Source organism: Pedobacter sp. NJ-S-72, assembly GCF_053890575.1.
Map to the genome: position 1 here is coordinate 4,651,920 of NZ_CM132681.1, position 23,969 is coordinate 4,675,888.

Annotated in this window: 30 protein-coding genes and 2 pseudogenes; 10 read left to right on the forward strand and 22 right to left on the reverse strand. The window is 40.6% G+C overall.

Going from position 1 to position 23,969, the window contains the following annotated elements; all coding sequences use genetic code 11:
- Positions 1 to 86: 86 nt before the first annotated feature.
- Both ACWYN3_RS30770 and ACWYN3_RS30775 read right to left on the reverse strand, forming a co-directional pair.
- Positions 87 to 473 (reverse strand): NUDIX domain-containing protein, encoded by a 387-nt coding sequence (locus ACWYN3_RS30770; protein ID WP_456217698.1) that lies wholly within the window; start codon positions 471 to 473, stop codon positions 87 to 89.
- A complete protein-coding gene (locus ACWYN3_RS30775) occupies positions 470 to 640 on the reverse strand; it encodes a hypothetical protein (RefSeq protein WP_456217699.1) in 171 nt (56 codons plus the stop codon). The genes ACWYN3_RS30770 and ACWYN3_RS30775 overlap by 4 nt, the downstream gene beginning before the upstream one ends.
- A gap of 332 nt (positions 641 to 972) precedes the next feature.
- Between ACWYN3_RS30775 and ACWYN3_RS30780 the strand changes: the two genes are divergently transcribed.
- Positions 973 to 1,164 carry a hypothetical protein gene (locus tag ACWYN3_RS30780; RefSeq protein ID WP_456217700.1) on the forward strand — a complete coding sequence of 64 codons (192 nt, stop codon included), beginning with the start codon at positions 973 to 975 and terminating at the stop codon, positions 1,162 to 1,164.
- Between the two features lie 658 nt (positions 1,165 to 1,822).
- On the opposite strand, the gene ACWYN3_RS30785 is transcribed toward ACWYN3_RS30780, so the two are convergent.
- Positions 1,823 to 3,493 carry an outer membrane beta-barrel family protein gene (locus ACWYN3_RS30785; protein WP_456223212.1) on the reverse strand — a complete coding sequence of 557 codons (1,671 nt, stop codon included), beginning with the start codon at positions 3,491 to 3,493 and terminating at the stop codon, positions 1,823 to 1,825.
- Positions 3,424 to 3,972, reverse strand: coding sequence for a TonB-dependent receptor plug domain-containing protein (locus ACWYN3_RS30790; RefSeq protein WP_456217701.1), 549 nt, complete (start codon positions 3,970 to 3,972; stop codon positions 3,424 to 3,426). Before ACWYN3_RS30790 ends, ACWYN3_RS30785 begins: the two co-directional genes overlap by 70 nt.
- 437 nt (positions 3,973 to 4,409) lie before the next feature.
- On the opposite strand from ACWYN3_RS30790, the gene ACWYN3_RS30795 reads away from it, so the two are divergent.
- Positions 4,410 to 5,012 (forward strand): thioredoxin family protein, encoded by a 603-nt coding sequence (locus tag ACWYN3_RS30795; protein WP_456217702.1) that lies wholly within the window; start codon positions 4,410 to 4,412, stop codon positions 5,010 to 5,012.
- Here ACWYN3_RS30795 and ACWYN3_RS30800 read toward each other — a convergent pair.
- From ACWYN3_RS30800 to ACWYN3_RS30825, 6 genes are all read right to left on the reverse strand, one after another.
- The gene (locus tag ACWYN3_RS30800; protein ID WP_041878221.1) at positions 5,009 to 5,290 is read right to left on the reverse strand and encodes an ATP-dependent Clp protease adaptor ClpS; all 282 of its coding nucleotides are present in this window, start codon (positions 5,288 to 5,290) and stop codon (positions 5,009 to 5,011) included. The two genes, ACWYN3_RS30795 and ACWYN3_RS30800, sit on opposite strands and share 4 nt — an antisense overlap.
- Before the next feature lie 121 nt (positions 5,291 to 5,411).
- Positions 5,412 to 6,290, reverse strand: a complete 879-nt coding sequence (locus tag ACWYN3_RS30805) for an SDR family oxidoreductase (protein ID WP_456217703.1) — start codon at positions 6,288 to 6,290, stop codon at positions 5,412 to 5,414.
- A 3-nt stretch (positions 6,291 to 6,293) separates the two neighbouring features.
- On the reverse strand, positions 6,294 to 6,467 hold the full coding sequence (locus ACWYN3_RS30810) for a hypothetical protein (protein WP_456217704.1): 174 nt from the start codon (positions 6,465 to 6,467) through the stop codon (positions 6,294 to 6,296).
- Entirely contained in the window at positions 6,451 to 7,062 is a 612-nt protein-coding gene (locus tag ACWYN3_RS30815; protein ID WP_456217705.1) for an enoyl-CoA hydratase/isomerase family protein, read from the reverse strand. The genes ACWYN3_RS30810 and ACWYN3_RS30815 overlap by 17 nt, the downstream gene beginning before the upstream one ends.
- 8 nt (positions 7,063 to 7,070) lie before the next feature.
- On the reverse strand, positions 7,071 to 7,208 hold the full coding sequence (locus ACWYN3_RS30820; protein ID WP_456217706.1) for a hypothetical protein: 138 nt from the start codon (positions 7,206 to 7,208) through the stop codon (positions 7,071 to 7,073).
- A gap of 280 nt (positions 7,209 to 7,488) precedes the next feature.
- On the reverse strand, positions 7,489 to 8,277 hold the full coding sequence (locus ACWYN3_RS30825) for a carboxypeptidase-like regulatory domain-containing protein (protein WP_456217707.1): 789 nt from the start codon (positions 8,275 to 8,277) through the stop codon (positions 7,489 to 7,491).
- Positions 8,278 to 8,308: 31 nt separating this feature from the next.
- On the opposite strand from ACWYN3_RS30825, the gene ACWYN3_RS30830 reads away from it, so the two are divergent.
- Positions 8,309 to 8,458 carry a hypothetical protein gene (locus tag ACWYN3_RS30830; protein ID WP_456217708.1) on the forward strand — a complete coding sequence of 50 codons (150 nt, stop codon included), beginning with the start codon at positions 8,309 to 8,311 and terminating at the stop codon, positions 8,456 to 8,458.
- Positions 8,459 to 8,480: 22 nt separating this feature from the next.
- On the opposite strand, the gene ACWYN3_RS30835 is transcribed toward ACWYN3_RS30830, so the two are convergent.
- The 3 genes from ACWYN3_RS30835 to dcd all read right to left on the reverse strand — a co-directional run bounded on the left by ACWYN3_RS30835 (position 8,481) and on the right by dcd (position 10,384).
- Positions 8,481 to 9,452, reverse strand: a complete 972-nt coding sequence (locus ACWYN3_RS30835; RefSeq protein WP_456217709.1) for a hypothetical protein — start codon at positions 9,450 to 9,452, stop codon at positions 8,481 to 8,483.
- Positions 9,453 to 9,501: 49 nt separating this feature from the next.
- A complete protein-coding gene (locus ACWYN3_RS30840; RefSeq protein WP_456217710.1) occupies positions 9,502 to 9,765 on the reverse strand; it encodes a hypothetical protein in 264 nt (87 codons plus the stop codon).
- Between the two features lie 82 nt (positions 9,766 to 9,847).
- Positions 9,848 to 10,384 carry a dCTP deaminase gene (gene dcd / locus ACWYN3_RS30845; RefSeq protein WP_456217711.1) on the reverse strand — a complete coding sequence of 179 codons (537 nt, stop codon included), beginning with the start codon at positions 10,382 to 10,384 and terminating at the stop codon, positions 9,848 to 9,850.
- A gap of 115 nt (positions 10,385 to 10,499) precedes the next feature.
- On the opposite strand from dcd, the gene ACWYN3_RS30850 reads away from it, so the two are divergent.
- The 7 genes from ACWYN3_RS30850 (at position 10,500) to ACWYN3_RS30880 (ending at position 13,553) form a co-directional block, all read left to right on the forward strand.
- Positions 10,500 to 11,084 (forward strand): 4'-phosphopantetheinyl transferase family protein, encoded by a 585-nt coding sequence (locus ACWYN3_RS30850; RefSeq protein WP_456217712.1) that lies wholly within the window; start codon positions 10,500 to 10,502, stop codon positions 11,082 to 11,084.
- Positions 11,085 to 11,095: 11 nt separating this feature from the next.
- Positions 11,096 to 11,794 (forward strand): lipoyl(octanoyl) transferase LipB, encoded by a 699-nt coding sequence (gene lipB, locus ACWYN3_RS30855; protein WP_456217713.1) that lies wholly within the window; start codon positions 11,096 to 11,098, stop codon positions 11,792 to 11,794.
- Positions 11,795 to 11,869: 75 nt separating this feature from the next.
- On the forward strand, positions 11,870 to 12,055 hold the full coding sequence (locus ACWYN3_RS30860; RefSeq protein WP_456217714.1) for a hypothetical protein: 186 nt from the start codon (positions 11,870 to 11,872) through the stop codon (positions 12,053 to 12,055).
- Positions 12,043 to 12,405: a DUF5684 domain-containing protein gene (locus ACWYN3_RS30865; protein WP_456217715.1), complete on the forward strand. Its 363-nt coding sequence runs from the start codon at positions 12,043 to 12,045 to the stop codon at positions 12,403 to 12,405. Before ACWYN3_RS30860 ends, ACWYN3_RS30865 begins: the two co-directional genes overlap by 13 nt.
- Positions 12,406 to 12,410: 5 nt before the next feature.
- Positions 12,411 to 12,548 carry a hypothetical protein gene (locus ACWYN3_RS30870; RefSeq protein ID WP_456217716.1) on the forward strand — a complete coding sequence of 46 codons (138 nt, stop codon included), beginning with the start codon at positions 12,411 to 12,413 and terminating at the stop codon, positions 12,546 to 12,548.
- Entirely contained in the window at positions 12,491 to 12,664 is a 174-nt protein-coding gene (locus ACWYN3_RS30875; RefSeq protein ID WP_456223213.1) for a DUF2752 domain-containing protein, read from the forward strand. Before ACWYN3_RS30870 ends, ACWYN3_RS30875 begins: the two co-directional genes overlap by 58 nt.
- Before the next feature lie 169 nt (positions 12,665 to 12,833).
- On the forward strand, positions 12,834 to 13,553 hold the full coding sequence (locus tag ACWYN3_RS30880) for an SGNH/GDSL hydrolase family protein (protein ID WP_456217717.1): 720 nt from the start codon (positions 12,834 to 12,836) through the stop codon (positions 13,551 to 13,553).
- Here the strand turns inward: ACWYN3_RS30880 and ACWYN3_RS30885 are convergent.
- The 9 genes and pseudogenes from ACWYN3_RS30885 to groL all read right to left on the reverse strand — a co-directional run bounded on the left by ACWYN3_RS30885 (position 13,554) and on the right by groL (position 23,966).
- Positions 13,554 to 14,995, reverse strand: a pseudogene (locus ACWYN3_RS30885) (L-serine ammonia-lyase).
- Between the two features lie 39 nt (positions 14,996 to 15,034).
- Complete coding sequence (locus tag ACWYN3_RS30890; RefSeq protein ID WP_456217718.1) at positions 15,035 to 15,691, reverse strand: MgtC/SapB family protein; 657 nt, start codon at positions 15,689 to 15,691, stop codon at positions 15,035 to 15,037.
- Positions 15,692 to 15,771: 80 nt separating this feature from the next.
- Complete coding sequence (locus ACWYN3_RS30895) at positions 15,772 to 16,797, reverse strand: PorP/SprF family type IX secretion system membrane protein (RefSeq protein WP_456217719.1); 1,026 nt, start codon at positions 16,795 to 16,797, stop codon at positions 15,772 to 15,774.
- A 7-nt stretch (positions 16,798 to 16,804) separates the two neighbouring features.
- Positions 16,805 to 18,502 carry a PKD domain-containing protein gene (locus ACWYN3_RS30900; protein ID WP_456217720.1) on the reverse strand — a complete coding sequence of 566 codons (1,698 nt, stop codon included), beginning with the start codon at positions 18,500 to 18,502 and terminating at the stop codon, positions 16,805 to 16,807.
- 23 nt (positions 18,503 to 18,525) lie between these two features.
- A complete protein-coding gene (locus ACWYN3_RS30905) occupies positions 18,526 to 19,575 on the reverse strand; it encodes a hypothetical protein (protein WP_456217721.1) in 1,050 nt (349 codons plus the stop codon).
- A complete protein-coding gene (locus ACWYN3_RS30910; RefSeq protein ID WP_456217722.1) occupies positions 19,520 to 20,293 on the reverse strand; it encodes a PKD-like domain-containing protein in 774 nt (257 codons plus the stop codon). Before ACWYN3_RS30910 ends, ACWYN3_RS30905 begins: the two co-directional genes overlap by 56 nt.
- 80 nt (positions 20,294 to 20,373) lie before the next feature.
- A complete protein-coding gene (locus tag ACWYN3_RS30915; protein ID WP_456217723.1) occupies positions 20,374 to 20,934 on the reverse strand; it encodes a PKD domain-containing protein in 561 nt (186 codons plus the stop codon).
- Positions 20,935 to 21,529: 595 nt separating this feature from the next.
- Complete coding sequence (locus tag ACWYN3_RS30920; protein WP_456217724.1) at positions 21,530 to 22,129, reverse strand: hypothetical protein; 600 nt, start codon at positions 22,127 to 22,129, stop codon at positions 21,530 to 21,532.
- Positions 22,130 to 22,327: 198 nt separating this feature from the next.
- Positions 22,328 to 23,966: pseudogene (gene groL, locus ACWYN3_RS30925) on the reverse strand (chaperonin GroEL).
- Positions 23,967 to 23,969 lie beyond the last annotated feature (3 nt).

Consider the following 23,969-nt stretch of genomic DNA (forward strand, 5'->3'; position numbering starts at 1 on the left):
TAGGCTGAAAGATAATTAGTGTCAGAAAAAAGAAAATGTAAAATACAGGAGTAAAGATATATCCTAAAAATTTGTTCATATGATTTCTATAGTTTGCCTTCGAGTAATAATATTTTGGTCTTCAGCAATGCTGCAACACTCATGCTATCGGTAATCCTTCCGTCAATTGCCATTTGATAAGCTTCCTCAAACGGTAACTTACGTAAAACCAGCTCTTCAGTTTCTTCCGGTTCAGCTTCCCCCATGGTGAGTCCTCTTGCCACGTAAATGATTGCAAGCTCATTGCTTACCGAATTTGATAAATGCATTCTTTGTATCTCAGTCCAGTCCGTAGCAGCCAGTCCGGTTTCTTCCTGGAGCTCACGTTTGGCACTATCCAGTGGTGATAAACCCAGGGGGCCGCCACCTTCAGGGATCTCCCAGCTATACGCCTTAAGAGGGAAACGATACTGACCGACAATCCACGTATTCATATCCTCATCCAATGTAGAATGCCAATTGCATAATTCCGGAAGTGTACCTCCCCATAGATGCCTTTTCCACCAGAAGGATTAATAACATTATGTTCAGTTACCCCAATCCAGTTATTTTCATAAATCTTGCGGCTATCTAAAATAGTCCAGGGATTGTGGTCTTCCATGCCCGCAAGTTACAAATTTCTAAAAAGTATAGCTAACGATAAATCTAAAGCCGGTAATAAAATCAGATAACAAATTGTAAATTCAGTTGTTCTAAGAGCCTGTAAACAATTTTATCCTCTAAACTTAAACAAGCTTTAACACTAATTAACCAAACCAAAACCAAAACCAAAACATAACCATATGTGGGGAGATCAACCTTGGGATAACGACCGTGCTGCCGATTGGTATGGCACGATGATGAAGAAAACAGGTCTGGCAGCACACGTCCGTAAAACCTTAACGGAGGAGCTACATAAAGATAGTTCGGAGGTACTCAGAGCAGCAGCATTTTGTGTCGTGCAATTGGCGCATTTATGTATGGCCAGGTGATGAGCTTAGAGATGACCTTAAACTGGCGATCGGGGCATTGAATCAAGTCCTGAATGATGATGACTATTGCCATTCCATAGAAATCACTGTTGATGTCCGCGCTGAACTTGCACAACTCGAGGAGCGTTTAAAAACTATCATATGGGATGTCTGAGCGTATAGCTTAAAGCCATATCAAATGGGGAACTTAAAAGTATAACTAAGGGTGTAGTCTAAAGCTATATCAAGTGGTATAATCTAAAGCTATACCAAAGGGGTGTGGTGTAAAAGTATAACTAAGGGTATAATCTAAAGCTATACCAAAGGGGATTGGTGTAAAAGTATAACTAAGGGTATAATCTAAAGCTATACCAAAGGGGATTGGTGTAAAAGTATAACTAAGGGTATAATCTAAAGCTATACCAAAGGGGATTGGTGTAAAAGTATAACTAAGGGTATAATCTAAAGCTATATCAAGGGTGTGTGGTGTAAAAATATAACTAAGGGTATAATCTAAAGCTATACCAAAGGGGATTGGTGTAAAAGTATAACTAAGGGTATAATCTAAAGCTATATCAAGGGTGTGTGGTGTAAAAGTATAACTAAGGGTGTAATCTAAAGCTATATCAGGGTGTGTGATGTAAAAGCAGTAGTCGGTGGGTTTTATTTCCCATGACGCAGAAGGAGGGCCCGAGTCTTGTTGAGGGGCTTAAAGAATTTTAAAAAAAGACGGCCATGTTTTTTGACATTGTTCCTCCCTTCAGAGGAACGCGGTTAAAAAACATGGCTGCTTTTTTTAAAACCCTGAGAAGAAACTCCTAGACGAAGCTTCCTTAAAAGGAACCTTCGTCCGGTTTACCTTCCTGCTGTTCCGGTTTCTTACTTTTCTTCATAAAGCTCGTTTTTCCAAACCTGTATGAAAAAGTCAAATTCCCCATTGGTCCTTGCTGGTATCTTTGAAAGTCGATAATAGAATTCGTATCCTGTGTAACCATGGCCCATTTCCTCGTATTAAAAATATCCCTTACATTCAAACTAAGCGAAGCCTTCTTATTTTTAAAATCATATTTTGCACCACCGTCAACCCCGTACATCGCCTTTCTTGTACCCTGCGCCATAACCTGTGAAGAATTATAATCCGCTCTAACCTGAAGCGTAATACTGTGCGGTAATACAAAATTATTAGTCAGATTCGCATTCCAGCTGAAACCAGAATTGCCCTTAATATCGTAGGCCGGTACAGCGTCAATCTTACTATGATAAATATTCACATTCCCGGTAAAGTTCCATGCTTTCACTGCATCCACTTTCGCGATAAACTCCAGTCCGCTCGAAAGATCCTTCGTTAAATTCTGAGGAGTCGTTGTAATTACACCATCAGCATCAGGAACTGAGCGTACCCTTTGAATCAGGTCATTCGTCTGTCTCATATAAGCACTGGAAATCAAGGTCACCTTAGGCCAGAACTTACTATAGCCTAATTCAAAAGAATGCACATCTTCAGGCAGTAAATTTGGGTTACCCTTACGCCAGTTCAGCGGATCAGAATAATCAATAAACGGATTCGTGTCCCATGGTCTCGGTCTGTTTACCCTTCTGGTATAGCTTAACTGAATCTGCTGTTCGCCCGTAAATTTCTGCGTTAAATAAACACTCGGATATAATCGTTTATAAGCAATGCGTGCGGGGGCAGAAGCGAATTGACCTGTCAGATCATAGCCGCCCGAAGTTGTATTCAGCAAAGCATCCTCAGCCCTTAATCCAATCTGGTATCCAAAATTCTTAATCTGATTCTGGTAGTTCAGGTAAATCGCATGAACCTGATCTTTACTGTCAAAATCATTTGATAGTGGCAGATTATCTACATAAGTACCAGAAACATCATCAAACCTCTTCGCTACTGTATTCGCATCAGAAAACTTAATCTGGCTTCGGTAACCAGTTTCAATTTTACCAAGCTTGCCTAGTGGCATCATATAATCAATCAATCTGTATATTATATTCTTATTCGTTCCGTCATTCGTGTTATTCAGCAATTCGGGATTTGCAGAAACAGGAACCCCATTTACACTATAAACCGAAGTATTATAAAGTTGAAAATTATCATTCGTTCCATTAGAATATCCAAAATTAAAAGTCAGTTCCTGGTTAGGCTTAAATTTGTGGCTATAATCCAGATTCAGATCATAACTATGCCCGCTTCCATTATTCGTATTGGTTCGTCTGCTAAATTCCAGCGGTGCTCTTCCCTGTCTGTACTTATTTATATTCAGATTTTCAGTACGGTCATTGTCCCGGCTATTAAACCCTCCCGAGAAACCTAAGATATCCTTATCCGTCAGGTAATAATCCAGACCAGCTTTTACATTATGACTTTTATCAGTCGATTCCCATTTGCTTAACTGATCAGCATAAGCCAGTGAATCTTTACGCGTCAGGTATTGAATATTATTATAGCCGCCACCCGGGCGATTGCCATACCTGTAACCATAATTTCCATAAATATATTGATCTTCTTATTCTGGAAGCTTAAACTCATATTTCCATTATAATTGTCTCTGTTACCCGCAGTCAATGCCACATTTCCATTAAAACCCAGCTTAGTATTCTTCTTCAATACAATATTAATAATACCCGACTGACCTTCCGCATCATATTTTGCAGAGGGATTGGTGATCACTTCTACCGTTTCAATAGAGCTGGCAGGTATAGAGGCCAGCACCTGTGCGATGTTACCACCCGCAATCAAAGAAGGTTTGCCATCTATTAAAACTTTAACGCCAGTAGACCCTCTCAAACTCACATTGCCATCAACATCAGTTTGCACAGAAGGGACATTTTGTAATAAATCACCAGCAGAGCCTCCCTCGCTTACCAAACTTTGATCTACAGAGAAAACCTTTTTATCGATACCCAGCTGGATCGGACTTTTCTGCCCCGTTATGGTGACTTCACTAAGTACATTTCCTTTTGCTGCTCTCATTTTTATAGTCCCTAAGCTATTAGCCGCTGATTTTTAGTGATAGCCACCGAATCCCTGACCATAGTCTGATAGCCAACATAACTAATCTTAAAAGTAAACACACCTGTTGGTACATCATTCATAATTAATGAACCATCGGCATCAGTCTGAGCTACTTTTACAGTCGCTTTTTTTTTTTCTATTAATTAATACAGCAGTCGCAAAAGGAACTGTTTCATTATTTTGGTTGTCTACTACTTTTCCAGTAAGTTTACCGTTAGACAGGTTTTGTGCATTTAGTTGAAAAATTGTAGTACAAATAGTGAATGTTACGAATAGAAATTTAAAGAGATACTTCTTCATTTAGAATGGTCTGTGTTTAGGTTTTTTATATAGCGGCAAAGTAACGGCCTGAGAACGGAAAAAACTGGGGGTAACTATTTTATTACAGCATGATTATGAGTAATTACAGTAATATTTTTGTGAATGAAGGATTGACCTATTTCCAATATAGGGATTTGATAGATTCTCTTCTTAAAAGCAATAAAACAACGGGCGAAGACAATAGTGAAGCGATGCTGCACTATAGTAAAATGAACGTGCAACGGATGAGCAGGGTTGATAAAACTGCTGTGCTCAATGAAGCTTTCATCCATGCGATCAAAAAGCTGGATAAGAAATACCAGCTATTGGTGATTTCTGAAGGATGGTGTGGAGATGCTGCACAGATCGTTCCCTTGTTTCATAAGATGACCCAGTTTGCACCAGATAAATTTGCTTTGCGGTTTGTGCTCAGAGATAAAAATCTGCCATTGATAGATGCACACCTGACAAATGGAGGCAGAGCTATTCCAGTATTGTTATTACTCGATGCAGAAGGTGAGCTGATTTCGAAATGGGGTCCAAGACCCGATGTCCTGCAACATTTATTAGGCGGATGGAAGACTGAAATCTCTGATATGTTTGAATTAGCTGAGCGTTTGCATTTATGGTATGCCAGAGATAAAACACAAACTACCCAGCAGGAATTAACCGCATTAATCAGTAACCTGGAATCTTAATCTACAGTTACTGTTAAGCCTTCCTGCTGAAGGATTTTACGGTATACCTCCATTTCAGTGAAAGAACCTTCCAGTACAGCACATTTACCTTTATTATGCACTTCCCATGCGATTTTTTCTGCCTGGGAGTCTGTATAATCAAGGTATTTTGTCATACAGTAAATTACATGATCAAAAGTATTTACATCGTCATTCCATAAAATCAGTCTATGCGAGGTTTTAAGTGAAGTTAAAATCTCCTCCAGTGTAAACGTTTCTTCTTTTGTTTCTGTTGACATGATACAAAAATAAGCTATTATCAGATGAATTTTAAATGGTTTACAGAAATAAGAGACTGTTTGTTTATAAATTAACAGTCTCTTATTACATTCTGAATGATTTTAGCTAAAAAGAATCAGATTAACTGCCTTTGGCTGATCTGGTCATTTGTTCAAAAGCATCCCACATTTCGCCGGGAATAGCTTCCAGTCCGTTGAATTGTCCTGCTGCTCCCTGTAACCACTCACCACCGTCGATAGTAATTACTTCTCCGTTGATATATCCTGAGAAATCACTGACCAGGAATGCCGCAAGATTTGCCAGCTCCTGGTGGTCACCTACACGTTTCAGCGGTACACGGTTTTTGAAATCAAACTTTTCTGCCAGATCACCAGGAAGTAGACGCTCCCAGGCACCTTTAGTAGGGAAAGGACCGGGTGCAATTGCATTTGTCCTGATTCCATATTTCCCCCATTCGACAGCAAGAGATCGTGTCATGGCTAATACCCCACCTTTGGCACAAGCCGAAGGAACTACGAAAGCCGAACCAGTGAAGGCATAAGTGGTGACGATATTTAAAATGCTGGCTGCTTGTTTTTCTTTGATCCAGTGTTTACCAAAGGCAAGTGTACAATTCACCGATCCCTTTAATACAATATCAATTACTGTAGAAAAGGCATTGGCCGATAAACGCTCAGTAGGAGAGATAAAATTCCCTGCTGCATTATTGAGCAGGCTATCTACACGTCCGAAAGTTTTCAGCGTTTCTGCCAGTACATTTTCCACCTGTTCATAATCTCGTACATCGCAGGTTACAGCCAGAACTTTTCCACCAGTTTCTTTTTCCAGCTCATCAGCTGTTTTTTGTAATACATCAGCTTTACGACTGGTAATTACCAGGTTCGCGCCCAATTTTAGAAAGTACGTGCCCATTGCTTTGCCCAGACCAGTACCACCGCCTGTAATTACAATTGTTTTGCCCTTTAAAGCATCATCTCTTAACATAGGTTGATTGTACATAGCTTATTTCTTTTGAAGGTTATCAATAATCATTTTCAAAATATTCCTGGTAGCTGGAGACCACCATTGTGCGAGCATAATTTTTAGTGCATCAGACTGATCAGCAGAAGTCGCAGTAATCAGCTCCTTTCTGATGTTCAGTTTACTTTGCTGCCATGTATTAGGCTCCAGTGCCATATACTTTCTTATCCTGCGCTCTGCGCTCTGCCGCAGTCATAATACTATCCTGATTAACCAGTTCATCTACCAGGCCAATAGCCAAAGCCTCTTCAGGACTAAACAATTTACCTTCCAGTAAACTTCTTGTTGCAGGACCTTTCCCTAACCAGAAAGAATACAGGCTGAAAATGCTCTCTGGTACGATAATTCCCACCGGGACTTCATTCAGGCCAATAATAAATTTGCCTTCGGCCATAACCCTGGCATCACAAGCAAGCGCGATCACACATCCTCCGGCAGGAGAGTGTCCATTGATTGCGGCAACCATTGGCTTTTTAAAAGCCGTAATCTTAGCTATGAAATCCAGGAATAAATGCCAGAAAGATTTGGCTTCTTCTTCATTATAGCCATAAAGCTCAATCAGGTCAAGGCCAGCAGAAAAGAAGTTCTCCCTGCCTGCAATGATCAATCCGCCAATATTATCATCATTGGCTATATTATGGAGCATATCAGTAAGCTCAGTAATCATTTCCCTGTTCAGGGCATTAGATTTACCTCTGTTAAGAGTTATCAGCGCTAAACGGTCTTTTATTGTCACATTTATTGTGTTCATAGCTTATTTTATTTTACGTCGTAAGTATATACTTTTCTGGCCAGATGACCTTCGGCATTGATTCCTTCTATAACAACTCTATAAGTTCCGGATTCGTCTGTATTGTAGAAATTAAATTTAGCAGATCCGGTTGCATTTGTCGGCAAGTGAGGATTCCAGTAAACCGTAGTTCTCTTGTCAGCTGCTCTTACAGCTTGCGGGGTCTCATATTTTGGAGAATAGAACTGTCTTACCGCATAAAAGCCAGCAGGTGTAGTAGTGACAATTCCCGGAGCATATCTGACATAGCCCGAATCTCCGCCTCTTTTGGTGGTGATGATTAAAAAAACACCGCCTGCTCCCTGAGAGCCATATATGGCTGTATTACCACCACTTTTTAAGACCTCAATAGTTTCTACCTCAGTAGGCTGTATGTTATCCAGAAAATCAGATCCAACATTTAGTCCGTCCGTCCAGGATAATTTGCATAGGCGTATTATTGCTTCGCATTAAATAAGCTTTTCCATCCCTGACCATTAGTCCGGCAACTCTTCCCTGCAGACATTGAGATAAATTGATGCAATAACTCAAATCTGATGCTTTTATAATGGCGTCAGCATGGCCGGCACCATTTAGATTTGAAGAGTTTTTTGCTTGTATTTTCTTCTGTACAATATTGATCTGGTCAAGTGTATAGCTTCTTTCCAGTAAGCCCCGTTTCGCGAGGTCATCAAAATAGCCTTCACTTTTCATGATGTAGCTTTGTATAGCCTCATTGACGTTAACTTCAATGTCGCCGGTATTTTTATTCCTGGTGACCACTTGTCCCGGAACCCTGTCTATGTTTATTTCAACGAACTTTTTGTCTTTGGCGTTACGGGCCTGAACAACAAACTTCGTGCTGTCACCAAACGTAAGGTTATCAAAGTTAAAATGGCCCTTAGCATCTGTTAAAGTGTCGAGCATAAAGATGCCCCCGGCATTCGAAAATAAAGTAACCTTGCCATTAGGGATTGGTTTTCCACCCGGAGTGGTCACCGTGCCGCTAACTTTTAGTGACTTTTCTGCCGCGAATACAGGCTTGGTCAGTGTATTACCGATGATGTCTTTCCATAGCAACCTGCTCCAGCCTTGTGTCAGCATGAGCTGATCTAAATTCTCTCTTGTTTGTTTACTGTTATCGCGGAAATACTGATTAGGTTTCTCAATATATCCTTTCAGATCTGAGCTCAGCAATAAAGAAGTCAGGATATTACTTTCATTGTCGATGTCAGGATCTACAATGCTGGCATTGGTTACTGCAATAGAAAAACTACCTATCGTAGGCTTTCCTTCATCTTTAGCAGCTAATTCAAGTGGAACGTTTTCTCTGATACCATATGATTTTTTTAAATTCAGCAGTTCAGCATCGATCTGATCGGCAGGATTGTTAATAAAGATCAGTCTTTCCCCAGCAGGAATATTACTGGCGTAAACAAAGTGAAATGAAGTATGCCCGAGGGCAGATCTTTTTTATTCAGCGCCATTATGCTCACCTGTTTTATCATATTGACTTTCAATACTGTCGATACCGTATTGTTGTGCTGAATAACCAGTTTCATTTCTCCTTTGTTCAGTAAAGATTCAGAGATTAATAACTTAACGCTCACTTTACTGCTGTCTATATTGTTTATAGTCATTACATAACCCGCTGTGAGTGCTTTAGGCAGCGCTATATTTTGAACAGAGCCATCTTTTAGTTTAATCTTTGCAGTATAAGTTTTTCCAGGCTGCGGGTTCAGAACGAAACTGCCCATACCCTGGTGCGTAGTTTTGAAGGGAAGTACTTCCGCACCTTCATTGTCTGTAATTGTACCTGAGACGTTTTCGCCAAGACCAGAAGAATTAATAGCTTTTATCCCTACCCTTGAAGGAAGATCTTCAACCAGATTTCCACTTTCCGGGAATAGCTGAACAGAAAGTGCATCAGAAATTGCTTTTAACGGGATAGTTTTAACAATTTTCTCTTTAGTTGGTAAAGTTAGTGTCGCTGTGATTTTTCCGGATATATACGAATCCGATTGTTTGCTGTTAAAGGAAATAGACACAGCACCCTGTGCATTAGTTACCGCTTTTCCTCTTTCTACTGTTTTATCTTTTAACTGAACATTATAGCTGACAGGAAGCTCTCCATAAGGTTGTCCTTTTTTGTCCGTAAACGTAATTTCTGCATTTACATTATTGTCGTTGCCGGTTTTGCTATAGGTATATTTTGTGCTCGTCAGGACTTTGTTTGCCCAGGCATTTCCAATTTTTAAAGTTTTATCGAAAAAGAAATCGGGCCCGGCATTTCTCATCCATTGGGTATATGCCCTGATCCTGTAATTCCCTTCCGGTAAAGTGTCCGTTAGTTTGAAATCTCCCCATGACAAGCCAGATTCCAGCGGAAGTTTAACCTGTCTTTTTACAGAGTCATTTTCATTACAGTTCTACATATAAAATATTGCTGATTTTGGAAAGCTGGTTGGTGGAGTTATCCGTGACATAGGCTTTGAACCAGATGTTATCGCCAATAGCATAATAAGGTTTGTCCAGATGCAGGTGAACTTTTTCCTGCGGATTTTCCTCATTATAATCAGAAAGTTTTTTTAAAAGATTTTCGAAGGGGTCATCTGCCAGTTTGAATGCAAAAGAAAGCATGCATACCAATAAAAAGAGACAGGCATAAAGATATTTGGTTTTCATAATACAGCCTAAAAAATAGAGCCTCAATATAGGGATATTGAGGCTCAAATGCTATATTATTAACGCAAAGTTTAAACAGATTCTAAAACGTGTTTTTCCACATCATACTTTCTACCGGCTTGGTAGTTTTGTTGCTATACTTCGCATCGTCCTTTGCATTGTACAGGGTTTCAATGTCACCTTCTACTGCAAAATAAATCAGCTGCCCGATAGGCATGCCTGCATAAATTCTTACTGGCTGTGCACAGGAAATTTCCAGTGTCCAGGTATTGCAGAAACCTACATCACCTTTTCCGGCGGTAGCATGGATGTCAATTCCTAAACGGCCTGTGCTCGATTTTCCTTCCAGAAAAGGAACATGAGCATGGGTTTCAGTATATTCAAGGGTTACGCCCAGATATAAAGTGCCTGGTTGCAGAACAAAACCATCTTTTGGAATCTCAAAATGCTGAATTTTATTATGTGCCCTGGCATCAAGCACCCTGTCAGTATAAGTCGCCAGGTATTTCCCAAGATGAACATCATAGGAATTTGTGCCTAAACAACCTGGATCAAAGGGCTCAATAATTATTGCACCTCTGTCAATTTCTTCTAGAATACGCTTATCGGAAAGTATCATTTGTAAAGTCTTTGGGCGAAATTATGATTAATTTAAGATACTTTTGCATTGATTTTTTAAATACGATGCCTGTAATCTATAATAAAGACATTGACGATCAAACCATACTTGCCGTATGGAAATTGAAGAACGGGAAGAAGACCTGATTTCCGGCCTGCAGTTAAAGAAGCATGAGCTGGATTTTCTAGCCACTTTAAACAACGGTAAACGACTGTTGCACTGGTTAAGTACGCGATTGCTTTTGCGCACGATGCTGAACACTGCAGACTATATCGATTGCCGGATTGATGAACATGGAAAGCCATATCTGGTTAATTCAACCTCTACGATTTCGCTAAGTCATTCTTTTGATTATGCGGCTGTGATGATTGGTAAAAAAAATGGAGTAGGCGTAGACATTGAAAGAATCGAACCTAAAATCCGCCGGATTCAGCAAAAATTCCTGTCGCCTCCCGAACTGTTACATGTGGAGGATAATATTGATGCACTGTATGTTTGCTGGTGTGTTAAAGAAGCCATCTATAAATGGTATGGTAAAAAAGGGCTTGAATTTAAGAAGCATATCCATATACAACCATTCGAGTTGCATGAAGAGGGTACGCTGACTGCTTTTGTCGATCTGCCTGACGGAAGAAGAACTTTGACCGCGAACTATTTTAAAACAACAGATGGTTATATGCTCGGATATGTGGTTGCCTAATTTTGATAAAAATGAATAAAAAAGTAAAATTTGTTGATTGGGGATTGGTGGATTATCAGGATGCATGGAATAACCAGGAACTTATTTTTAAAGATACAATTGTTGTTAAAACAAATAACAGAATACAAGGCACGACTGACGAGACGCCTAATTTTTTGGTGTTTTGTGAGCATCCCCATGTCTATACTTTAGGTAAAAGCGGACATCCGGAATATCTTTTACTGGATGAAGAAGGGCTTAAAGAAAAAAATGCCACCTATTATAAAACTAACCGTGGTGGCGATATTACCTATCACGGGCCTGGTCAGATCGTAGGTTATCCAATCCTTGATCTTGATAATTTCTTTACCGATATCCATTTATACCTGAGAACACTTGAAGAAGCGGTGATTCTGACACTAAACGATTATGGTATTACTGCTGACAGATATCCAGGATTTACAGGAGTATGGCTGGACGCAGATAACGAAAAAGCAAGAAAAATTTGTGCACTGGGTGTGCGCTGCAGCCGATGGGTAACTATGCATGGCTTTGCTTTTAACGTAAATGCTGATCTGGATTATTTCAAAAACATAATTCCTTGTGGGATAGATGATAAGGATGTAACCTCTATGCAAAGAGAACTAGGCTGCGAATTAAATTTGTCTGAGGTGAAAAATGTACTTAAAAAACATATTTCAACTCTATTTCAAATGGAGTTTATTAAGTAATTGTTATTTGTCAGATTTTAGTAAAACATTTATTTATTTTTTTTCCTATCTTACGAAATACTAAAAAAATAAATTATGGATTATAACTCTTCAGGAACTTCAGGTCTGTCTACAGGAATAGGCGTATTTGGTGGGTTCACGTACTTCGCAATCATCGTTTTGATTGTTTACTCCTTGTGGAGAATTTTTGAAAAAGCTGGTAAACCGGATGGGCTGCAATCATTCCCATTTATAACATCATTATCTTATTGGAGATCATAGGGAAACCACCGATCTGGATCTTATGGATGATTTTACCATGTTCGAATATTGTTTTCGGTATCTGGTCGATGAACCTGTTAGCCAAAAGCTTTGGTAAAAGTGAAGGTTTTACAGTAGGCTTACTTCTTTTACCATTTATATTTTACCCATTACTAGCTTTCACAGATGCGAGATATCTGGGCCCATCTGCTAAAGAAGCGAACGGTTTTGGTCCTAATAATCAATTTGGTGCAAATAATCCTTTCGGTGATAAGAATCCTTTTGGAGGAAACAACCCTTTTAATCAACCACCGGCTACACCACCATCAACACCGAATCCTCCTACACCTCCAACAACACCAGAGGCTTAATTTCAATGCATAGAATATTTCTTTTATCCGCTTTCTCTTCTTTTTTAGAGAAAGCGGGTAATTATATGCTTCCCTGTCCGGTTAAATATGTTATGTTACAGGATACGATTGTCCCGGCTGCGGGTTTCAACGGTCTTTTTTAGCACTGCTTAAAGGAGATTTTTATCATTTTTTTTTATCTATATCCTGCGACTGTTCCTATACTGATTACTGTGATAACTGGTGTCTCTGCCCATTACTGGTGGGGTCCGAAAAGTAAAACTCTGATTAATGTGATGTACATGATTACAGCGTCAATCATTACGATCAGTTATTTGCTCAAAATTTTTGCGCCACATGTTCATCAATAAAAGGTGATCTGTTCAAAACAAAACATATAAATTATTATCTTCAGCATCTGATTCCTTACATCCTTCGTAAATTTCTGAATGAAGTTAACGACAATACTTATCCTGCTGATTTTCCTGATAGGATGTGAAAAAGATTCAACAAATGGCATGAATAAAACTGTTATACCTCAAACCGATCCACCCACAAACCAGTTGTCTTATCTCGCACTCGGAGACTCTTATACTATCGGAGAACAAGTGATGCAGAGCGAGAGCTTTCCTTATCAGTTGAGAAATAATCTGAGCAAGCTTTCAATAAATTTATCGGCACCTAAAATTATCGCCACAACCGGATGGACTACCGGGGAGTTAATTGCGGGGATTAAAGCTGAAAAACTCAATGCTAAGTATGGTCTGGTTACCTTGCTGATAGGTGTTAATAATCAGTATAGAGGTAATTCAATTGAGCTGTACCGTACAGAGTTTAAAGAGCTGTTACAAACAGCAATTGCTTTTGCAGGCGGAAATATCGCACATGTATTTGTGATATCTATACCAGACTGGGGAGTTACGGCCTATGGTGCACAAAGTGGAAGAGATGTGAAAGTTATTGCGAAAGAAATAGATGATTTTAATGCTGTCAATAAAGAAGAAGCTTTAAGAGCAGGGATAAGCTATACTGATATCACTCCGGCTTCAAGAAATGCATTGACAGATGTCTCACTGATCACAACTGACGGGCTTCACCCCTCTGGAAAAATGTATAAAGAATGGGCAGATAATAATCTTAGCCCATCCATTATTAAGTCCTTCAAATAATTAACATTCAGGTAAGCTGATTGGGATATTAGTCGCTAAGCCACCGTCCGAAGTTTCTTTATATTTAGAGTTCATATCCAAAGCAGTTTCCCACATGGTATTCACAACTGCGCCTAAACTTACTTTTGCCTTATCAGGATTACTTTGTAAAGCCAGCTGACTTGCAGTAATCGCTTTAATTGCACCCATCGTATTCCTTTCAATGCAAGGAATCTGCACAAGTCCGCCAATAGGGTCACAGGTTAAACCTAAATGATGTTCCATGGCAATTTCTGCAGCCATCATCACTTGTCGCTGAGAACCGCCCATACATTCTGTCAGTGCTGCCGCAGCCATTGCAGAAGAAACACCGATTTCGGCCTGACAACCGCCCATTGCAGCTGATATAGTTGCCCCTTTTTTGAAAATACTTCCTATTTCAGAAGCACAGGCAACAAATTGTATGACTTTTTGACTTTTTCTTCATCGAAGCCAGCCATCGCAGAAAGCGATGTAATATTGCAGTACTGCCGGAATTACACCCGCAGCACCATTTGTTGGTGCGGTGACTACACGGCCAAATGATGCATTTTCTTCATTCACAGCCAAAGCGAAACAGCTTACCCAGTCTAAAGTATAATTAAAGCTATTTCCGCCCGCTCTGATGGCTTCAATCCAGCTTTCATAATCTGTATAAGGTCTGTTACCAATCAGTTTCTTATTTAAAGCTGCGGCTCTGCGGCCAACATTTAATCCCCCTGGTAAAAAGCCTCCGGTATGACAGCCACGGAAAGTACATTCTTTCATCACTTTAAAGTGCTGTAGAATCCCATGTTTGGTTTCTGCTTCAGTACGCCACATCAGTTCGTTTTCCATGACAACTTCAGAGACTTTTAAGCCTGTAGTCAAACACCAGTGTAGTAAATCTCCTGCAATTTCAACAGGGAATGGTAGTTCTACCTGTTCTTTATCTCCACCAGATTCACCTTCTTTGACTACACAAAGCCACCGCCAATAGAGTAATAAGTTTCAGAAAATGCAGTTCCGTTAGTCAGAAAAGCCTGAAAAGTAACTGCGTTAGGGTGAAAAGGCAGACTTTCATTAAACAAGAAAATCAGGTCATCAGTATAACTAAAGGCGATCTGATGCTGTCCGGCAAGTGATAATAGCTGCTCAGTTTTAATCGATTCAATAGTAGAATCAATTGCATTGACATCAAAAGTTACCGGATCAGCACCGACCATTCCTAATAGAATAGCGATGTCAGTACCGTGGCCGTGACCTGTTTTTGCAAGGGAACCATAAAGCAATATTTTTATTTGTTCAACATCGCTCAGCAAATTTTTGCTGGCTAAAGAAGCGGTGAACTGCTGTGCAGCCCTCCAGGGTCCTAAAGTATGTGAACTTGACGGGCCTATCCCGATTTTAAAAATATCGAATACGGAGATTTGTTCTCTATGCATAGTGCAAAGCTAAATAGTTTAAGGTGAATTAAAGGCGGTTTAGAACTGAAATTCAAGAATTTTTTCATCTTGTAACATGTGATCGACAAATAGCTTGTGGTTTTTGGGACTGCCAACAGCAATCCATGTACCACTGATAATTCCATCTGACATTCTTTGCTGGCCACGGATTAACTTTAAGCGGGCGATTTTAAAATGCTCCTCATAACTGTCAAGCCCCTCATTTTCGTATTGTTTTACAATTTTGTACTCTCTTGAGGTAGAGCGGCTTTGAACAAACTCTTCTACATAAGGAAAGAAAATCAGCGCAAGTAAAACGACTATAGTCACGCCAATAGACTGTTCAGAATAACCGGCACCTACAGCCATGCCAATAGCTGCTACAATCCAGATTACACAGGCAGTTGTTAATCCCTTTACCCGGTTCTCTTCTTTGAAAATCACGCCGGCCCCAAGGAACCCAATACCTGTAACAATGTTGGAAGCAATACGGTCCTGGCTGCCTAAACCTATCTTAATAGATAGAACGGTAAATAATGTAGAGCCCAGGCCAATCATAATCATGGTTTTTAACCCTGCTTGTTTAGCTCTTAATTCGCGCTCGAAACCAATGAGGCCGCAAAGTAATATAGTCAGTAAAAATTTATATACTTCGCTCTGCGTAAGAAAATGATTGCCCTCAATAAGTTGTTCCATTGTGATCAGAGATGTAAAAACTGTTTGAAATTTCAAACTTTTATAAAGATAATGAAAGAATTTCAGATAGTTTAACGGCTCTAGTAGAAGTCATAACACCTTAAACCATTGAATTTATTATAACTGGAACTATTGGGGAAATACTTTTGATAACCGACACTAGCTTCTGTTGTACCATTTGTATTGGTATAATTGATTTTCGAAGTTGTTGCATCGTGACTGATCCCCAGCCTTAGTTTCTCTCCGTTTTCACGGCCGGTAAAAATATCGAAGATCAGGGAAACCACGATCGCGTCGGGGCCACCTTCACCGGAGGTTCGATACCAGAGTCCGGATTCAGCCCTTTTGTGTTTAAACTGTGCACCTGCGCTCATAGAGGATACATTTCCCTGTTTGTAATAAACCACAGAGGGGATCAGGTAAGATGCCTCATCTGCACCATAGGTATAGTTTTGTGTTAAAGCAATTCTGTAACTGGCATAACCCGTAAGCCGGGCTGGAAGTTTTGCCTGGGCACCACTAAAGGACTCGTCAGGCTGGTTAATATGGTGCATTGCAGCACCTGCCATGAAATTTCCGTAAACCAGATTGACTCCTGCTGCAGGGTCGAAATAGTATTTGCGTGATTGACCTGGAGATTGTGCAGCGCTGATACTCCCCGGAATATATCCCAGCCGGTTGTCAATCTGATCGGAGAAAACAAGTTTGCTCCAATCGATTTGCCTGCTGGTGAAACCTGCCTGAATACCGAAAGATAAAATAAACCCGTCAGTTCCCACGCTATAAGAATAAGTTGCGGCAACGTTGTTTTTTACCAGGAATGCTGTGCCTTCTGAGCTGCGGTTAAACTGTAAGCCTACGCCACCACCAAAGCGTGGAATATTCAGGTCGGCCGAAGCATTGATGTAAGACAGTGTTCCATTGAGTCCTGTCCATTGATTCCGGTAGATCATATTCATTCTGAAATCACCCTCAAACTGCCCGGTTAGTGAAGGATTTAGATATAGTGGGGCATTAAAAAACTGGGAATAGATATGGTCCTGCGCAGATACAGTGGTGGATCCGGCAAACAAGCATAAGAGTAAAATACATTTTGAAAGCTTCATTTTCCGGTTATCTGATCAAGTGAATAATTCCTGTTTTTTTTGGTGCAGAAGAATCGTAGGTCATTCCTTTCCAAGCGGTACCATTAATCAATTCAACGTCGATCTTCCAGAAGTATACGTCCTGAGGGACGGGGGTTCCACTGAAGATACCGTCCCAGCCTTCAACAGGCCGGCCTTCCTCCAATTTGGTTGTTTCCCAGAGTGATTGCCCCCATTTATTGAAGATGCTCATCTTCCACGTTTTAATGCCAGATCCTTTGGCTTTAAAAACCCGGAGCTCAGGAGTTTCGCTACCCGGCATAAATGAATTGGGGACATATAAATATCCAGGAACGCCAACTATAGTTACTTTTTTGAAAGTAGTCGTAAAACATCCCTGCTGATTGGTCACTTTTAGGGTCACTACATAGGTTCCTGTGTCAGGATAAGTATGCGTTGGATTCTTTAAAGCAGAAGATTGTTTATCTCCAAAATCCCATGACCATATCGACGGATTTCCGGTACTCTCATCTTCAAACCTGAACGTATAATCAGGGATGCTAATCAGCGTTGATGGTAATACGTTGAATTGAGCAACAGGAGGGGGCACAATATGAATATATTGAATCATTGCCAGGGTATTTGTACAGCCTAGCGTATTGGTTGCCTGAAGTGAGACCGTGTAAAACTCCTGATTACCATTGAAAATATGTTTTGGTTCAAATTCAGCTGATGTAGTTCCATCTCCAAAGTCCCACAAATAGCTAATCCCGCCGCTGCTGGTGTTTTTGAATTGAACAGCTAGTCCGGGGCAACCTAAAGTTATATCAGCTGTAAAGGTAACAGCTGGTTGTGGAAGAACTTTAATGGTTTCTGTAGTGGTTGTGTCAGAACATCCGTTTGAAGCAGTTAGCGTAACGATAAAGGTTCCTGAAGTGTTGAATGTATGTGTTACAACCTCTGGTGCAGTTCTTGTCACCAGGGTGCTTCCGTCTCCAAAATCATATTTGAAGCTGCTTGCTCCTTTACTATTGTTATAGAAGTTTACTTTCAAAGGAGCACAGCCTTCTTTTTCGTTCGCATTCACTACTAATTCTGGTAAAATGGTATTCGGAGATACGCGGATTGTGTAAGAAGTTTCTTCGCTGCCGCAATCATTTTTAGCTATCATTTTGACCACATAATCTTTTACAGCTCCTGTGATATAAGTATGTTCAACCGGCGATTTATCAGTTTTTGTCAATAATGTACCATCTCCAAAATCAAAATAATAGGTGTTTGTCCCTCCGGGAGAGGTATTACTGAAAGTTACTTTCATTGGCGAGCAGCCGGCTGTTTTATCCGGAGAGAAAAGTGAAAGTGGTTTAGCTTTAACAAATACGCTATTGATCACTGTAACTGCACCGCAGGAAGTGGTTGCCGTCAATGAAACATTATAGGTGGTATCCTTGCCCAGCGGATCAGGTAAAAAAGTAATCTGACCAGGCATGACCTGTGTGGTGGTTATACCATTTCCAAAATCCCATTTGAACGTTGCATTGGTTAAAGAAGTTGATGTATTGATGAAATTGACTTTCAGCGGACCGCATCCTTCTTTTGCGCTTTGGGTAAAGGCTGGTACTACATTTTCTATGGTACTGAAAGTGTGACTGAATTCATCTTGCGTACATCCCAGGCTACTGGTTACAACCAATTTAATCACGACAGTAGCATTGCTGTTTTTCATAATATAGCCCGAAAGCTTAAAGCTTACGCGGTACCTATGGGTAAATTGTCGGCGTACCACGTGTAAATATCATTACGGTCAGGGTAAGGAACGGTAGTTATATTTAAAGGGAAAGGGATACAGCCATTGTCAGCTGTAAAAGTATATTCTGCTTTCGCATTAGGTTTAACTGTGATTTTAACAGACGGACTAATACTTTGTAAAGCGCCATTACAGGTTTGAGTGCTCACTTTTCGTCTGTAATATGTGGTTGTGGTCAAAGCTCCTGGGCTATAATCAGCAAATACAGCACCGCTGATGTCTGCCCAGTTTGCATTATCGGTGCCAGACTCCCACTGATAATTAAAATGACCATCTGATCCGGTTGGAATACTGCCTGCTAAAGGAACCGGAACCAGTCCGGTACAGATCGTCTGAGCTGTACCGATCGTGTTATCTTTAATTGGCGGTTGTGCGATAACACTGATTACGTTGCTTATTTTTAAACATGGGCTACTGTTTACCGTTCTTCTGAAGCTTAAAGTTTGTAATAATTGAAAATTCAAATCTTTCAGCGTCTGGCCGGTAATGAGGTCCCATGTAGTCCCGTTATCTGCACTGTTTTCCCAGGTGTAGGTGTAACTTCCGTTTCCTCCGGCTGGCGTGTCACCTGTAATCGTGATGTTTTGTCCATAGCAAACTTCTGTGCTGCTGCTGGTAATCGTATTGCTTATTGGAAGAAGATCAGTAATTGTTACTTCTGCGTAGGTTGGTGAGCATTGAGCACCTTTAATAGTCCATCTTAAAACATAGGTTTGACCTGCACTCAATCCTGTTATTGAAGTTGCCGGATTTGCCGGATCTGTAATAACAGGTGCTCCTGAAATAATTGACCATAGTCCTGTTTCTCCGGTTTTGGGTGTGTTGCCCGCAAGAACGGTACTGTTTTGGGCGCATAGAGTCTGTGCAGGCCCGGCGGTAGCAACTGTTATTGCCGGATCAACCGTTATTGTGATGGTTACTATAGTGCCTTTACAATCAGTAGCAGAGATGGGGGGGGGTAATTGAATAAGTAACGGTTCCCTGTACAGCACTACTATTCGATAAGATATCATTGATAGCGGTCAAAGCGGCAGGAACAGCCTGGTTGGTATTGCCGGTTATACCTGCAGAAGCTGTACTTGTCCAGGTATATTTTGTATTTGAAATCGTTGAAGTCAGTGTAATTCCCGCAGGCTCATTACCACAAATGACTGGTTGAGCTGCGGTAGCGGTAGTCACTGGGATTGGTGTAATGGTTACGGTGAAAGTGTAAGGAACACCATCACAACCATTGCTTTTAGGGGTAATTGTATACACTACCACAGCATTGGCTGTTGCATTTGTATTCGTGATCGCTTCATTAATCGGCCCAGTCCCGGAGGGTGAAAAGCCAGTTGCTAAGCCATCGGTATTTATAGCTGTCCAGTTAAAAGTACTACCTGTTACGCTGGATGCGGGTGTATGAAATGCACTTTGACCGGAACAAATATTCTGCGTGACATTTGTCCCTGTATTGTTAGGAAAGATCTGAATTAACAGATTGGTTTCAACCTGTGCACAGGGCTCTGGAAGGCCGGTTTTAACCCGTAATATAATTGTTGCAGCACCTGCGTTACGTTCAGCAGCAGTAGGCGTATAAGTTGTAGTCAGGTTATCCGGTGCAGAGAAAATACCACCATTGCCAACCCATTCAAATTTAGTATTTGGATTGTCATCAATAATTTTCCCTGTTAAACTGATTGCTGCATTATAACAGACTGGGTTTGGCAAGGCTGTTATTTCTGGTTTTGGTGATTTTGAAAGCGTAATGTTTTGTGTTTTGATGACCGTACCGCAATTGTTGGTATGGGTTAATGTGACCGTGTAAGCAGCATAATCAGCAAAGTTGATAGTCGGATATTTTGTGGTGGGACCATCAGGAGTGACAAAAGTGTAATTACCTCCGCTAACTGTCCAGTTATAAGTTCCGTTGATTTCATCGGCAGTTCCGCTAATTGTGGATTGGGTAGGGCAGCTGTAGGGTTAAAAGTATAATTTCCGGTAGCGCATAAGATAACATCAGGTGACAAAGATGCCTGAGGTTGTGTATTGACTACAATTTTTTGCGGAGTGGTGGTCACTGAGCAGGTCCCTGACTGAACAGTCAGCGTCACGCTGTATATTCCGGTCTGAGTGAATTTGAATTGCGGGGTTTTGCTGTTTGGGGCAAAAGTGACACCAGTCGAAGGACTGACTTTCCATGTATAAGCAGGCGTAGCGGCAGGACAAGTATTATCCAGAATAGTGGTATTGGTTGGTGTTAAAGTTCCTGGGGTTAAGCAAATGAGCGGGTTCCCCAGATCAAAGCCCGGTTTTGGAGGATCCTGGACACAGACATCCTGCTCCACGTCATCAGGCTGACAATTGCCCAAGCTCCTTGCAGAAAGACGTATCTTATGCTGCCCTTTGGTTGTAAATACAATATCAGGGATAAATGAAAAGGGTACATCCGTTGCAATGGCTACACCATCCGCATACCAGGTATAATAAATCTGATTATCAGTACAGCCGGAAGAATTAGAGTTCGGATTTTGACCCGCAGTAGACTGATTGGTTATAGCAAGATGATCACCAAGACAGGCAACAGCAGGGGCGCTGAATCTGTTAATAGGTCTGGAGACAACTCTTGCTGTTGTGGAAATAGGCGTACCAATCGCTGCGCAATACGGACTGTAAACACCTACATTAATCCCAAATGCATTATAGGTAGTCTGATTGCCTGTCGTATAGGTGAACCCACAGGATGATTTGGTAAATGTGTGCTGTACTTTATTATTATTAGAGGTGATATCACAAATCGTATATTCATTTGATGTTCCGTCTCCCCAGTCTATTTTATAAGTATTACCTGGAAAATTTGCCCCGATACCTGATTGTTTGTTTACATCTACACCATATTCAAAGGAACCTATAGGATAACAGACCGTATTGCTGCTTGAAGTAGTAAATGCAGTTACGGCAAGATTGTTAACAAAAATAAGCCTGTGTACCTACTGTCCCATCAGGGGCTGTTGCTTTGACAAAAATGGTATAGTGAGCCAGATTTGCTTTGAATGTATTTACGGTGGTAGCACCAGAGTAGGTTAATGTCGCTGGCGTTCCTGGATTTAACTCATTGTTAATTGAAGCCGTTACCTGGTTGGTAGAGGAGGTGTTGGTGAAATTGAAATCAGTATTATTTGCGCTGTTGCAGGAGCCAAAAGTTACCGGATTATTGCTGATTGTAGAAGCTACGCTACTGAGGGATGCTTTAACTGGTGTGCCAGCTCTGATTTCAAAAAAAACTGGCGAATCAGTACTCAGTGCGGGGTTTGTAGATTTAACCCTTAATTTATAACCTGTGCCGGCCGGGGTGTTTGCTGGTATTACCCCATTGACAAAAGTAGTGTAGAATCCATTGTAAGATCCGATGTTGATTTCGTTCCCTGCGGTATTGACTAAAAACAGGTTGAACGTATTACCAATCTTAATGCAGCTGCTTCCTTCCGTCAATCGTAAAAGTGGCGCTAATGGTCGATCCGGGCGTATAAGGTCCTCCATCCACCATTCCAATAGTAAGTTGTGCATTGGAATGAAAGGATATAATACTAAGGAAGAGAGCGAAAAAAGCAGTTAGAATTTTCCTCATATTGTATCGGTATATCAATTTAGAAAATAGAATCTAATTTTCCAAGTAACTGCCTAACAACGAGTTGAAATTTCTACAACGTAAAAAACCTCTGGATTTTGGCCCAGAGGTTTTAATTGATGATTAACAGAATTGGCTTACATCATTCCGCCCATTCCACCGCCACCCATAGGAGGCATAGCAGAACCACCAGCATTATCTTCAGGATCATCAGCTAATACACACTCTGTTGTTAACAACATCGCTGCGATAGAAGCTGCGTTTTCTAAAGCTACACGACCAACTTTAGTTGGATCGATAACACCTGCACTGATTAAGTTTTCATAAACATCAGTACGGGCATTGTACCGAAATCACCTTTACCTTCTTTAACTTTTTGAACTACGATAGAACCTTCAATACCTGCATTCTGGCAGATTTGACGTAATGGCTCTTCGATAGCACGTTTAACGATTGCGATACCAGTAGTTTCGTCTTCGTTAGATCCTTTCATACCTTCTAATGCTTCGATAGCACGGATGAAAGCAACACCACCACCAGCAACGATACCTTCTTCAACAGCCGCACGGGTTGCATGTAAAGCATCATCAACACGGTCTTTTTTCTCTTTCATCTCAACTTCAGAAGCTGCACCTACGTAAAGAACTGCAACACCGCCAGCTAATTTAGCCAAACGCTCTTGTAATTTTTCTTTATCGTAATCAGAAGTAGTAGTCTCGATTTGAGCTTTGATCTGGTTAACGCGCGCTTTGATATCATCAGATGAACCAGCACCGTTAATTATAGTCGTATTGTCTTTGTCAACAACGATTTTCTCAGCAGTACCTAAATAAGTAAGGTCAGCATTTCTAATTTGTAACCTCTTTCTTCAGAGATTACAGTACCACCTGTTAAGATAGCAAGATCTTCTAACATTGCTTTTCTACGGTCACCAAAACCTGGAGCTTTAACAGCAACAACTTTCAGAGAACCACGGATTTTATTTACTACTAAAGTAGCTAAAGCTTCACCATCTAAATCTTCAGCGATGATTAACAATGGTTTGCCAGTTTGAACTTGTTTCTCTAAAATCGGTAACAATTCTTTCATGTTACTGATTTTTTTGTCATAGATCAAAATGTAAGCGTTTTCTAGTTCCGCTTCCATTTTATCAGCATTAGTTACAAAGTATGGAGATAAGTAACCACGGTCAAATTGCATACCTTCAACTGTTTTTACTTCAGTTTCAGTACCTTTTGCTTCTTCTACAGTGATTACGCCGTCTTTACCTACTTTACCCATTGCTTCAGCAATCAGTGCACCAATAACTTCGTCATTGTTTGCAGAGATAGACGCAACCTGTTTGATTTTGTTGTTGTCTTCACCTACAGTTTGAGACTGAGCTTTTAAGTTCGCTACAATTGCAGTCACAGCTTTATCGATACCACGTTTCAAATCCATTGGATTTGCACCAGCAGCAACGTTTTTAATACCCGCTGTAACGATCGCCTGAGCCAATACAGTTGCAGTTGTTGTTCCGTCACCTGCGATATCGGCAGTTTTAGAAGCAACTTCTTTAACCATTTGAGCACCCATGTTTTCGATTGGGTCTTTTAATTCAATTTCTTTTGCTACAGTAACACCATCTTTAGTAATAACTGGTGAACCGAATTTTTTATCAATGATTACGTTACGTCCTTTTGGACCTAAAGTTACTTTTACTGCATTAGCCAAAGTATCAACACCTCTTTTCAGGGCGTCACGGGCTTCTACGTTATATTTTACTTGCTTTGCCATTTT